This is a genomic window from Allochromatium palmeri (assembly GCF_009720725.1).
In the GTDB taxonomy this organism is placed as follows: domain Bacteria; phylum Pseudomonadota; class Gammaproteobacteria; order Chromatiales; family Chromatiaceae; genus Thermochromatium; species Thermochromatium palmeri.
Window position 1 is genome coordinate 1 of the sequence record NZ_WNKT01000065.1, and the last position, 13,062, is coordinate 13,062.

Consider the following 13,062-nt stretch of genomic DNA (forward strand, 5'->3'; position numbering starts at 1 on the left):
GCGCCAACCGAGGCTCACCGCGACGGCTTGATCGGATGCATACCACGAAAAGTTTCAAGAAGGCCTACTGGGCACTGGGAAGGAGCGTGTTTTTGTCCAAAGTCCAACTATTGTACGAAACAAGGCTTGACCTCAAGTCTGGGTCAATTATGCTGCTTGCAATGAGCGTCTACCACATCGTTGCGCGCTTGGGCGTGTTTCGTGTGCAGGCGATGTTGAACGGCGGGACTTTCAGGATTTTTTTGGGGAACGCAGACGTGTCCGACATCGATCTTGTCACACCCTATCACGAATACTTCAATATCAAGCTTGCCGACACGGATGAGTTGCGCGATCGGGTCTTTCGTCTGCGCTATGACGTTTACTGCCGCGAGCTGGGATGGGAGGATCCGGATGATTTTCCGGACGGGCGCGAGATCGATGAGTTCGATGAGACTTCGATCCATTGTCTGCTGATCCATCGTCCCTCCGGACGCGATGCGGGCGCGGTGCGGTTGGTCAGGCCTGGTCCTGACAGTCCCGAACCCTGTCTGCCGTTGCTGGCGCATTACGATCCCGCGCTGTTCAACTCGGAGCAGAATCCGCTCAAGCAATGCAAGGGCTGTTTCGGCGAGATCTCGCGTCTGGCGTTGCGTGAGCAGTTCCGGCGCCGGCCGGGTGAGCGTGACTCACCGGATGGGCATGGACCCGAGCTGTTCGACTGGACCATGGATGACCGGCGGCGTTTTCCGCATATCGCCTTGGGGCTCTATCTGGCGGCGGCCACGGTGGGGTTAGCCGAGGGGATGACGAGCGTTTATGCCATGATGGAGCCGCGTCTGGCGCGGCATCTGCATTTTGGCGGAATCTATTTCGAGCCGGTGGGCGAGGCGATCGAGTTTCGCGGGGCGCGCGCGCCCTTCCATATCTCGCGTCCCATGCTCTTCGGGCATCTGACGCCGCCGCTGCTGGCGCTGCTGGAGGCGATCGCGGAGGATTTAGGGGTTCAGGTTTAGTGTTTGGACGACACCCTGTGATGGCGGATGTCCCTGACCGCCGTCGAGGGTAGGTGGATTTGTCGGCTTGGATGTGGGGAGCGCCGCCGTTCTGGCCAAACCGGCTCCTGGGGCGCGCCGCTAGGACCGAAGGCCCAGCGATAACCATCCTCGGCACGCGCCAGAATAGGAACGACGACATCGCCGATCGATTCGATGACAAAGGCGTCGGCCAAGGGCTTGAATCCTAGATGGCGATAGAAGCGCGCCGTGGTCTGACTGACGATGGCGATGACGTGTGTCACATTCCAGGAGTGCAGGACACCGGCCGCCTTACGGTACAGGGCGGGCAGCAGGTTGTGGCGTCGGCGCCAGTCTTGGCGGATGACCAGCAACCCCGCTGCACCGATGATCGGCTGTACCGACGAGTCGGCCAAGTGGCTTGGCAGGAAGGACTTGAAGTCGAAATGGGCCTCGGGCGGCAGTCCCAGCCCCATGTCGCCGTTCACTCGCAGCGTGGCTATGGGTTGATCGGCGTCATAGGCGATGATGTGCGCCACCCTGGGAAGCGCATCAAAGCGATCAACCATACGTTCATCGGGCCAGCAGCGCCCGCTGTATTTGTCTTCCTCCTTGATATAGACCTCGTGCCGCAACCACAGGGCATCGTCGATTTCCTTGGGGGTGCAGGCGATTTTGAGTTGGATTGGCATCGAATGAGAACTCAAGTTTCTAGGGTGCGCGGACTCATGAAAAGCAACTATATCTAAAGTTGTGATGGATGTCGGCTTTTTGACCTCATTCCCCCAACAAGCGTGTGGAGAGCAGGGCATGGATTTCATCACTCGATCGAGCGCCGCGCTTCAGGCGTGGCGGGATCTCTTGGGTCCGGCCCAGGTTCTCGATAGCGATCTGGCCTGGCGTGAGTACGGCGCCGATACGAGCGGCTTGCAACGACGTCTGGTTGGGGCGCTTCGGGTCCAGGACGCCGAACAGGTCGCGCCGATCGTGGCGATCGCCGCCCGTTACGAGGTGCCGCTCTATCCGATTAGTACGGGTAAGAACTGGGGCTATGGTACGGCCCTGCCGGTCCGCGACGATTGCGTGATCCTGGATCTGGGGGCGCTCAGGCGCATTATTCACTTCGATGCCGAGCTGGGTGTCGTGACCCTAGAGCCTGGTGTTACCCAAGGCCAGTTGGCTGACTTTCTCGATCAGGGCGGGCATCCGTTTCTGGTGCCTGTCACCGGTGCCGGACCGCATTGCAGCCTGATCGGCAATGCCCTGGAGCGTGGCTACGGCATCACGCCCTATACCGATCACTTTGGGGCTGTGACCGATCTGGAGGCCGTTCTTGCGGATGGGTCGAGCTACCGGAGCGCACTGCGCGAGGCCGGCGGTGAGGATCTGGCGCGGCTCTTCCGCTGGGGCATTGGTCCCTATTTCACGGGTTTGTTCACGCAAAGCGGTTTCGGCATCGTGACCCGGATGAGCATTCAGCTCGCGCGTCGGCCGGAGTGCGTGAAGGCGATTCTGTTCAGTCTCAAAGAAGATGCCCTGCTCGAAGCCGCCGTCGAGCGGGTCCGCCTCATTCTGCAACGTCTGCCGGGGATCGTGGGCGGCATCAACCTTATGAACCAGCGCCGGGTGCTCGCCATGACCGCGCCCTTTCCGGTAGATCGGCTGGATGAGCGCGGTCTGATTCCCGAGGCGTTCGTGCGGCAGCTCGGCGCGCAGTATCAGATCCTCCCCTGGACGGGCTTCGGAACCCTCTATGGACCCCGCCGTCTGGTCATCGCCGCCCAGCGCGAGATCCGCCAGGCGCTGTCCGGGGTCGCCTCGCGCCTGCTGTTCCTGAGTCCCGAGCAGGCCAGCACCCTGTCTGGCATCGCACGCCGGCTGCCCGGGGGCTTCGCCCGGCGTCTGGCCCACACCACCGGCACCCTGGCGAAGTCACTCGAACTGGTCGCCGGCCGTCCCAACGAAACCGCCCTGCCGCTCTGCTATTGGCGCAATCCGCGACCGCTCACCGACGGTCCGCTGGATCCGGCCCGCGACGGCTGCGGTCTGCGCTGGTACGCCCCGCTGGTGCCGATGCGCCCCGAGGCCGTGCGCGCCTATGTCGAGATGGTCAAGCGTATCGCCCCGGCGCATGGCATCGAGCCGCTCATCACCCTCACCTCGATCAGTGACAGGATTTTTGACAGTACGATTCCTGTGGTTTTTCAGCGCGACGACGCGACCGCGCAAGCCGCTGCCAGCGCTTGTTATGCCGAGTTGCTGGAGGCCGGGCGTGGATTGGGCTGTTTTCCGTACCGGGTGGGGGTGGATGGGATGGACAGGCTGGAGGGGTTGCTGGGCGAATCCAGGACATTTCATGCGCGGTTGCGTGGAGCGTTTGATCCGCAAGGGATTTTGGCGCCGGGGCGGTATGGTTGAACGGGGCGATTCGCGGCGGCGATGGTTGCCGTCGCCGCTCGCCAAGGTTGCAGCGATGGCGACCAGAACGGCGTAGCCGTCAGGCGATTGTCAGAATATTTTACAGCGATCTGTTGGGCAAGCCTGGCGAGGTTGTGAGCGCGTTGTATCTGCTAGAGCTTGACGGCACTCGGCTTAAATTTAGCCCGCGTAGGATGTGCAAGTGTGATTCCGCTCCGTGATTCAACGCCGCGCCCACACCAAACGCCCCCGGTTTTGCCGAGGGCGTTTTAACCTCATGTGCTGGAGCCACGTTCAACGTGGTTGCGCAGCTGAGCCTAATGTGTTGCGTCACTCCACTGTTGTCCTTCATCCGTCCACACCGCTAACCGGCCAGACGCGCGCGTCGCATCCATCCGAAGCCGAGCAGACCGACTCCCAACAGCGTCAGGATGCCCGGCTCCGGAATGACATTGTCAGGGGCCTGCGGATCATGCGCCAACAGGGTGATGTGTGACAGGTCGTACTGCTTCGTGGTGGTTTTTTCTACCAAAACATCCTTCCACTCCCACTCCTTACATTTATTATTTTTATACTCAGTACATACTTTTTGTTTTTGCTCTACTTTTTCAGTGACGCTGACTGTCGGCATCGTAAACGTACCACCAAAATTATACACATTCATTAAATCGGTGATCCCGAACTGCGCCGCAGTGAACAGAAACGCCGTAAAATAATCACCGCCTTTAAGCACGATCGCGAAGGCGTCGAAAAAGCTCTTATCGCTCTCTCTTGACGCAGTCGCAAAGCGATCTGGAATTCCGGCATCAGGGGTCAGACTCCACTTGCCAAATGTGGTGTCGTCGTCGTCACACTTCTTGGTATCACTGCTGCCTTCGGTGCACGAGAAAAAGCTTTGCAGAACACCAGTTGAATCATCATCACCAATGATGTCCTGACCATTAACCAAATTCCCTGTAAACTCCTTGTCCTCATATTTCCCCACCGTAATCCAGCCCGGATCATCGACTACCCCATCGTTATCGAGATCCTGAAGCGCTAAACCTGTATTGACGCCATTTACCGTCCCAATGAAGGCGCCTGGATCAAACTCCAAACCACTCTGCTTATCTTTTTCGCCATTGAACAGGCCATCGTCCGCGTAGCCGAGATTCGTCTTCGGCTGCGGTTTGTCGTTAGAATCATAGGCACCGATACAGGTTAAGGCAGAGATTGGGTTTACTACAGAAATTTGGGGGCCGACCGCTGGAGTGATTTGCTGATACCAAGTCACTTGGACGTCTGCAGGGTTGCAGTTCACGTTGGAACCTGAGCCAACAGTTCCCGCGTACACCTGGGTCATGGGAAGACCGGTGAACGCGATCAGTGCCGCAGGCAAGAAAATAGATTTAGACATGGCGAGATTTCTCAGATATTTGGGTGTATGGATGCTCCGGATCTGGACTTAATTCGTCGAGACCGTGCAATCTCGCAGGCATTTCTCGTACCATAAAAAATAATACTTGAAAATCTTGGTTTTTTTGACATGACCGTGCTCGAATGAATCGCCCTACGACCAGAATTGTAAAATTTACTGACAATGAGTTAGGGTATGCATCGCGTCCCATCCGCCCTCTCAACCGGCACGCCGCCCGATGGCGTGCATGGGCTGCCTTTTTGTTTTAGTTGACTCGTTCGCGTGGCCGGTCCAACGCCTCCGGCCCAACCCGCACCGGATGTTGTGGCTCACGTCCGTTCACCTCAACCGTCTACACGAGCGAACTCAACCCAATTCAGCTTGCGAGGGGTAGCCAATCAGATAGGTGATGCCCACCGGCAATGGGCCGATGCGTTCGAGTCCGATGTCCCAGGTGTAGTGTCCGTCGCCGAGATCCTTCGTCATGTCGCGGAGTTCCGCGACCGTGTAGGTGCGCAGGCATGAGACGATGCCATCGAACATGACCGCAAACGGAATCACGGGGATCAGGTAGGTCCAGAACAGTCGTGACCAGCGGAAGGGCCGGATGAACGGGGTGGCGAGCAAGACCAGCAGTGGCGTCAACAGCATATAGAGCAACAGCAGTGGATGGCGCAGCGTCGACTCGAAGACCGCGATGCCTTGCCCCTTCTCGACCGCATCGGCGAGGATGGCGCGGGCCTGCGCCGGTCGGAAGTGGTGGAAGGATGAAAAGAGCGTCCGAAATCCGTCGAGATGGGTCGGGACATCCATGGCGCTGACCGATTCGACGACGACGTCTATCTGATCCCCGTACCCAACTTTCAGTTTCGTCAGCGCGGGCACATTTGGATAGAGGTCGGTCAACTGAAGCCGCGTTCGACCGTCACGTATCCCGTTGAGGTCGTTGCGCAGGCGCTTCCAGGGGCCGCCACCGCCAGCGCAGAGATCGATGATGTGGCGTACTTGCCGATGCTCAAAGACATGATTTAACCGGGGTACGATCGGCGCGTAGAGATGCGGAGCCACAACCGCAAATTCAAGGAAATCAGTGATGCCGTTGCGGATCGGAGACGGAAGATGGGGAGAGTCTTCAAGTTCGAAAAGGTGCAAGCGGCGCATGATGTACCACATAAAAAAGCCCCGCATGACGCGGGGCGTAATCGAAATCACGAAGTCGTGCTAGCTTAGCTTACGCGGCGATTCCGGCGAATGCGCGAGCTGCCGGCACCAAGCAGACCGATGCCTAACAGCGCCAAAGTGGCGGGTTCAGGAACTGCAACCGTGTCGCCTTGAAACTCTCCGGTAGACCTGTTAGAGAAATTGGTGCTGCCTCCTAAGGGGATGTTGAACTGTGAGCTAGCTGTGTAAAACAAGTCTGCAAGACCCTGACTCGCTGTGAAGGTGTTCGTATCAAAATTCTCAAAGGCTGATCCGCCCGTCACAGATAATAAAGCTTCGACACTTCCAGATAAATTTGCATTACCAGTTACTGTACTGGTGATAAAAGTGGTGCTAAGCGCAAATTGATCGAAGACACCAGATAGGAAAAGGTTCCCGCTTGTTGCAGAAGCAATGTTTGCCGGTGTTGTCGAAGTAGAATCGTAGGCGCCGGGTGAAGCGGTGTATACATTGAAGTAACCGCTTGATAAATCAAGCCCGTAGATAGGTGCAGTAGGCGTACCTGATACGCTAGTAAGTTGGATTCCACCGAACTCGTAAGTCAGTTGACAGCCAGGGCAGAAATTTGCTGGGGTGGTTTCAGGCGTAGGATTACCGTCAGCATTATTGGCAGCATTGAAGCTCGTAAAAATACCGACTCCTGTAAGGTAGTTACCGACGGGACTGCCACTGTTTTCGATATCAACAATGTTATTAAGGTCTATGCCGGTGCCGGTGCTCTGGAACCATTGCGTAAATTCCGATGCTGCGCCGAAGTCTTTTGAGGCGCCACCTGCAGCTACCCAATCGGGATCCCAAAATACACCGTCCACGCTAATAATTGCCGCATTTGCCACTGGCGCCGACAGGGCAAGCAAGGTCGCGGCGCCGAGAAGGGTTTTCTTGAACTCTGTCATGATCGTTACCTCAGTATCAGTTGATCGATTTAAGATTAAGGAATACTGCCGATGGAGATCTGTTGTGTCAGGTCGCTTTTCGCTAGTATCCGTCGCGATAATATAATGCAAACGCTGTGCCATGCCACAAATCTGATCGTTAGATGCCTGTTTTAAAAGTCTATTTTTTATCCGAACCCGATCCGCCCAAGCCGTCTTGAGTACAGGTTTTCGCAAAATGTAAAAAACCCTGACAGGATCGTCGGTTGGGGTGAATGAATGTGAACCTCAACATCCCCCAACGCTTGGCCTAACCGCTGATTTCTGTCGCATATGCCACGCCCGGCCATCCGGTCTGGGGCGTTTTCTGTTTTAGCGGCGTCGTTGGGGTCCACATCGCTCACCCCAACCGACTCATTCTGTTGGCTTTTATGTGATGTCGGACGCGGTGTGGCCATTGTTTCGGGCTCGCATCCAGGACGGACGGCGGGGACGATCCCAACTGTCAAATTTCCTGATATCACCCCGCCGACGCAACGTCATCACCCAAAAGCCTCAACGCCCCGTGACAGGATCACCCGGAACGTCCAGCTCGCGATAGACACGCTCCAGTTCCCTGCCCCGCGCGTCGTCCGGGGCCAGTGCACGCGCGCGATCCAGATAGCGGCGGGTGCGGTTCATATAACCGATGTCCCAGCCGTTCTTGCTCACATAGAGCAGGAGCGCCTGAACAACCGAGAGACTGAAAAGCGGTGAGCGAACGTCGTGGTCGGCGAGCCATTGCAGTCCGCGAATCGCCTGCTCCAGGTCGCCGCTATCGATCGCCGCAAGAGCGCTCCGGTAGCGCTGGCAGTACTCGGGTTCCTGGATGCTGGATGGTGGCAGTACGGCGCGCGGGGTCGAGCCACCGAGACGCGCAAGCCAGCGACGCCAGGGCCGGGGGGCGTCCTCGGCCAGCAGCGGCAGGAGCGGCAGACGTTGCAGCAGCGAGAGCGGCGGCCGGGTGATCCCCAGATAGAGCGAGGGGATGAAGAAAAGCGTCAGCAGCGTCGAGAAGCCTAGCCCCCAGACGATCGAGGTCGCCACCGGTCCCCACATCATCGACTCCCCGGCCAGCCCGGTCGCCAGCGAAAGCAGGCCCGCGATGGTGGTGAGCGAAGTGATGAGGATCGGCAGCAGACGCCGCTGTGCCGCCGAGATGATCGCACGCGCCGGACTCACGCCTTCCGCCAGGTAACGGTTGGCCGTGCTGATGAGGACGATGGCATCGTTCACCGCGATGCCGGCCAGGGCGACGACACCATAGAGAGTGTAGAGACTCAGTGGATTACCACTGACGAAGAGCCCGACGACGACGCCGACGAAGGCCATCGGGACCGTGACCAGGACGATCAGCGGCTGCCGGTAACTGACGAACTGCGCCCCCAGAATCAGATAGATGAGTCCCAGTCCGACGAACATGAGCACGACGATTGCGCCCAGGCTCTCCTCGATGTCATCGTTCTGACCGGTGAGGTCGAGATTAACGTTGGGGAAGCGGGTGCCGTTCTGCGCCCAGAAGGCGCGGATGGCCTTGTTGGCGGTGACGGTATCGATGCGCGTGCTGTCGATGTCGGCCTCGACGGTGATGGCGCGGCGAAAATCATAGTGCCGGATGTTGCTGGTCGTCTGTTCGATGTCGAAGTCGACCAGCTTGCCGAGCGCGATCTCGGTGCCGTCCGGAAGCCCCACCGGATGATCCAGGAAGGATTGGGTGTCGAGCAGCGAGCGCGGTTCGGTCCGTACCCGCACTTCGAGCCGTTCGCCCTGGTGCTGCATGCTGGCGACGATCTCACCATCGGCATAGAGTCGCACCACCCGCACGACGTCGGCCGGACTCAGCCCGGCGCGCACGATGGCGTCGGGGTTGAGCCGCACCCGCAGTTCCATGCGCCCGCGGGTGTCATCATCGCCGATGTCGATCACGCCATCGACACCGGCGAGAAAACCCTTGACCTCGCGGGATGCGAGCCGCAGATCCTCAATGTCGTTGCCTCGGACCTTGACGTTGATCGGTTTCTGCGTCGGTGGCCCGAGCTTGCGGCGCAGGAAGGAGATCTCGATCGGCCCTGCGACCGCATTCACCTCCTCGCGAATGTCTTCGATCAAGGTGTCCACGCTACGCATCCCGGTCTGTGCCGGGTTGAGACTGACGAAGACCTGACCCTTTTCCTCGCCAAAGACGGGTTCGGTCTCGGTGAAGCGCTGACCGGCATAAATGACGACCGCGTGCGCATCGTCCGGGGTCAGATGCTCACGAACCCGTGCCTCGACGCGCTCCAGGGTCTCCAGCGTTTTCTCGACCTTGGTGCCGGGCGGCATCTCGACGTTGATATAGAAGAGCCGGTAGAGATCGGTGGCGAAATAATCCACTCGCACCAGACCCGCCGCGACCATGGCCACTGCACCCGCGAGCAGACCCACGCCCAGGACCGGCACGAACCAGCGCAGGCCGAGAAAGCGGACCAGCCACCGCCGGAAATGGCGGCGCATGCCGTCGGTCACGCGCGTCCTGAACCGCTCGATCCGCGAGGGCTTGCTGAGGTCAATACGCGCCCCGACCATGTGGCTCGGCAGCATCCAGAATCCCTCGATCAGACTGAACAGGAGGGCTAGGGTCACCACGGCCGGGACGAACTTCATGTAGTCGCCGAGCACGCCCGGGATCAGCATCAAGGGCAGGAAGGCGGCGATCGTCGTCAGCACGGCGGCGGCGACCGGCATGCCGACCTCGCGCAGTCCCGCGAGCGCGGCGGCGGCGCCCTCGTAACCCTCGCGCAGTTTCTGGTAAATGGCCTCGACGACCACGATCGCGTCATCGACCAGCATTCCCAGGGCGATGACCACGGCGAGCAAGGTCGTCGAGTTGAGCGACTGACCCAGCAGCGCCAGGACGATGAAGACGCCGGCCAGCGCGAATGGAATCCCGATACTGGTCAGCAGCGCGATGCGGAAGCCAAGAAAGAGCCACACCATGACGAGCACCAGCGCGAGCCCGACCAGGGCGTTGTCCTCCATGACCTTCACCGCCTGGCGGGTCGCGATGGTCTGATCTTCCAGCAGCACCAGGCGCAGACCCAGCGTCGCAAGCGCCGGGTTACGCGCGTCCATATAGTCGCGAATGGTTTCGAGCAGACTGAGGTTGTTGGCGTTGCCGGCCTTGAACACTGAAAGCATCACGCCCGGCTTGCCCTCAAAGCGCACGAATTCCTCGGCATCATTGCGGCCGCGTTCGATGTTCGCAACCGAGCGCAATGGCAATTCGCCAGCGGCAGTCAGGATCGGCAGATCCTCCAGATAGCGCGGGTCATCGCTGGTTCCCACCAGACGCACCAGCCACTGCTGATCGCCCAGTTCGATGCCGCCGGCCGCCAGGTCACGGAAATAGGCCGTCACCGTGTCGGCCAGACCGACCGGCGAGATGCCGAGTCCGACCAGCCGGTGCGGATCGAAATCGACATGCAGTTCCGGATGGGTCTGACCGATGGTTTCCACTCGGTCGATCCCGGTCATGCGCTGGATATCCTTCCTGACATTGACCGCCGCGTGTCTCAATGCCTCGTCGTCGTCGATTCCGATCAGTGCCAGGGTTGCGGTCGGGAAGGCGTTGGCGCTGCTGACCTCGATGATTTCGGGTTGACGGACATCCGAGGGCAGAATCAGCAACTGGCTCTGGATCTCGCGGCGTAGATCCTCCATGCGCTTGTCGAAGACCTCCGGCTCGATGTCCTCGAAACGGATCGTGATCGTCGAGATGCCCTGGCGCGTATTACTGCTGACGAACTTGACGTCGTCGATCTTCTCGATCCCCTCCTCCAGCGGATTTGTCACCCGGTTCTCGACGTCTTCGGCAGAGGCTCCCGGCCAGATGGTGCGTACCGTCACCCAGTTGAAGCTGACGCTCGGATCCTGTTCGCGCGGGAGTTGCATGTAGGCGATTGCGCCGAGGATGACGACCAGCGCGAAGGTCAGATTAGTCAGGACATGATTGCGGATCAGGCGCGCGTACATGGCGACCTCATTGTGACGGGCGATCGGCTCATTGCGGGCGCACCGGGTCGCCGTCCTCGAGTTGGTAGCGACCGTCGCGGATGATCCGCGTCTCGGCGGGCAGACCAATCGGCGCCGGATGTCCCGGACGCGCCTCCGGGAGCGGGACGAAGCGGGCCTGCTCGCCATCCAGGACAAAGACCCCGAGATTGGCGCCGCGCTTGAGAATCAGATCCGCCGGGATCTGTCCGCGTCCCACCACCCAGCGCAGCCGGCCCGTGCTACCGGCGACGACCCGCGCGTCCATCAGGCTCAGGCGTACCTCATGGGTGCGCAGACGTGTTTCCATCAGGGGCAGTACGGTACGCAGGGTGACCGGGTACTGGGTGTCGCGAATGATGAAAAAGGACTCGTGTGCCTGTTGCAGGCTTTCCAGATCCTGCTCCTGCACCTTGGCGCTGATCTCGATGTTTTCGTCATCGAGCAGGCGCAGGATAGGGGTTCCTGGGACCGCGTAATCGCCGACGCTGGCGATCCGTTCAACCACGACAGCGTTGAGTGGCGCAGCGATGATGCACTTGCGCTCGGTGTTCAGCGCCCCATCGAGCGCGGCCTGTAGCCGATCCACATCGGCCTTGAGAGTGCGGGCGTCGGCGGTGCGTTTGTCCAGTTCCTCCTGCGAGATGCTGCGCTTCTCTGACAGCCGGCGCGCATTCGCCAGTTGCAGCAGGCTGAAATCGTGCGTCGAGCGACCCGCTTCCAGCGCCGCCCTGGCGCGGGCAACCTCAATGGCATGGGGTTCGCAGTCGAGCCGGGCGAGGGTCTGCCCTTGTGTCACCCGCGCGCCAACCTCCACCCCGATCTCGGCGATCACGCCATTGATCTCAGTGCTCACCTGGGTCCGATTGAGGCTGACGGCGGTCGCCGGGGCATCGCGGGTGGGATGGATCAGGAGCAAACCCAACTCGTCGGTGGTAACCGGCACCGGCGGTCGTTCCTCGCCGGCTGCGAGTGCCTCCAGACAGAGGCATGAGAGACCGGTCAAAAGCACCCATGACAGGGGGATCAGGAGCCGCCGCGCCATACCCGGAAACCTTGAAGAAGGCGCTAGCAAGAATCGATTTAGCATGCATCACCGCTCTGGCTCGGCCCGAGTCTGGCCCGGGACACTCAATGATCCACTGATCAAGCATAATGCCCGATGAAGGGCAGACGACAGGTCTGGATTCTCTCAACCCAGTTCGCGGTAGTACACCTCGAAACGCAGCGCGAAGACCCGATGATGCGGCGCATCCGTATCCGCCATGACGATTTTGAAATAATCTCGTTACGTCGTTATCAAGTCAATGGCTAGCACCACGCTTGATCCAGAGGAGGAGAAATTACGCACCTCGGCCTAGTCGAGATTTACCAACCGCACCAGATCCGAATAACACGCCAAGCCGCGATCACGCGTCAATAAATATGCTGGCAAGGACTGGGCCTGGACAATGAGTAGGCGATCGAAGGGGTTGCGATGATGCCAAGGCAGTGCCGCGACGGCTTGAACATGCCGGGAAACGATGGGCAGCTCGATAAAACCCGTCTGTTCCGCCAGTTCCAAGATGTCTTGCAGATTGAAGTCGAAATCGGCGCGTCCAAGCGAATATTTGATGGCGATCTCCCAAATACTGGCTGCGCTGAAGAGGACGGTGTTGGCGGGATCACGCAAATCCCGTTGGATCTCGGCCGGCAGCCGGTCCGGCTCGATCAGTGCGGCCAGCAGGATGTTGGTATCCAGCAGAAACTGGAGATTCGTTGAGCTCATGCGCCGGTTTCGAACATCTGAAGGATGGCCTCAGCATGCAGGGAGTCGAAATCACGGGGTAGCGTAAAGCGACCCCGGCCGAGTCCCAGCGGCCTGGGTTGCGCGTTCTTGGATTCCAGAGCGACCAAGCGGGCAATCGGTTTGCCGGCGCGCGCGATGAGAATTTCCTCACCAGCGGCTGCTTGGTCGACGAAGCGGGACAGGTGGGTCTTGGCTTCGTGAATATTGACGGTTTGCATCTGGTTTTGGACTTTGGACAAAGTATCTTACCAGCTGGCAAAAATCGTTCGCTCACATACAGTTGGAGTAGACAAGTCCTCT

General features: G+C 59.5%; 10 protein-coding genes. 2 read left to right on the top strand and 8 right to left on the bottom strand.

Going from position 1 to position 13,062, the window contains the following annotated elements:
• The first annotated feature begins 257 nt into the window (after positions 1-257).
• Entirely contained in the window at positions 258-995 is a 738-nt protein-coding gene (locus GJ668_RS18385) for a PEP-CTERM/exosortase system-associated acyltransferase (protein ID WP_186343204.1), read from the top strand.
• On the opposite strand, the gene GJ668_RS18390 is transcribed toward GJ668_RS18385, so the two are convergent.
• Positions 992-1,687: an N-acyl amino acid synthase FeeM domain-containing protein gene (locus GJ668_RS18390; protein ID WP_155451570.1), complete on the bottom strand. Its 696-nt coding sequence runs from the start codon at positions 1,685-1,687 to the stop codon at positions 992-994. The genes GJ668_RS18385 and GJ668_RS18390 overlap by 4 nt on opposite strands.
• A gap of 118 nt (positions 1,688-1,805) precedes the next feature.
• Here GJ668_RS18390 and GJ668_RS18395 point away from each other — a divergent pair, with 118 nt between their 5' ends.
• Positions 1,806-3,413, top strand: coding sequence for an FAD-binding oxidoreductase (locus GJ668_RS18395; protein ID WP_155451571.1), 1,608 nt, complete (start codon positions 1,806-1,808; stop codon positions 3,411-3,413).
• Positions 3,414-3,777: 364 nt separating this feature from the next.
• On the opposite strand, the gene GJ668_RS18400 is transcribed toward GJ668_RS18395, so the two are convergent.
• The 7 genes from GJ668_RS18400 to GJ668_RS18430 all read right to left on the bottom strand — a co-directional run bounded on the left by GJ668_RS18400 (position 3,778) and on the right by GJ668_RS18430 (position 12,980).
• Positions 3,778-4,809, bottom strand: coding sequence for a PEP-CTERM sorting domain-containing protein (locus GJ668_RS18400; RefSeq protein ID WP_155451572.1), 1,032 nt, complete (start codon positions 4,807-4,809; stop codon positions 3,778-3,780).
• A gap of 366 nt (positions 4,810-5,175) precedes the next feature.
• The gene (locus GJ668_RS18405; protein WP_186343205.1) at positions 5,176-5,982 is read right to left on the bottom strand and encodes a class I SAM-dependent methyltransferase; all 807 of its coding nucleotides are present in this window, start codon (positions 5,980-5,982) and stop codon (positions 5,176-5,178) included.
• Positions 5,983-6,035: 53 nt separating this feature from the next.
• On the bottom strand, positions 6,036-6,926 hold the full coding sequence (locus GJ668_RS18410; RefSeq protein WP_186343206.1) for a PEP-CTERM sorting domain-containing protein: 891 nt from the start codon (positions 6,924-6,926) through the stop codon (positions 6,036-6,038).
• Positions 6,927-7,460: 534 nt separating this feature from the next.
• The gene (locus GJ668_RS18415) at positions 7,461-10,955 is read right to left on the bottom strand and encodes an efflux RND transporter permease subunit (RefSeq protein ID WP_155451575.1); all 3,495 of its coding nucleotides are present in this window, start codon (positions 10,953-10,955) and stop codon (positions 7,461-7,463) included.
• A gap of 28 nt (positions 10,956-10,983) precedes the next feature.
• Positions 10,984-11,919 (bottom strand): efflux RND transporter periplasmic adaptor subunit, encoded by a 936-nt coding sequence (locus tag GJ668_RS18420; RefSeq protein ID WP_186343207.1) that lies wholly within the window; start codon positions 11,917-11,919, stop codon positions 10,984-10,986.
• A 411-nt stretch (positions 11,920-12,330) separates the two neighbouring features.
• A complete protein-coding gene (locus GJ668_RS18425; RefSeq protein ID WP_155451577.1) occupies positions 12,331-12,741 on the bottom strand; it encodes a type II toxin-antitoxin system VapC family toxin in 411 nt (136 codons plus the stop codon).
• A complete protein-coding gene (locus GJ668_RS18430) occupies positions 12,738-12,980 on the bottom strand; it encodes a type II toxin-antitoxin system Phd/YefM family antitoxin (protein ID WP_155451578.1) in 243 nt (80 codons plus the stop codon). Before GJ668_RS18430 ends, GJ668_RS18425 begins: the two co-directional genes overlap by 4 nt.
• Positions 12,981-13,062: the final 82 nt, after the last annotated feature.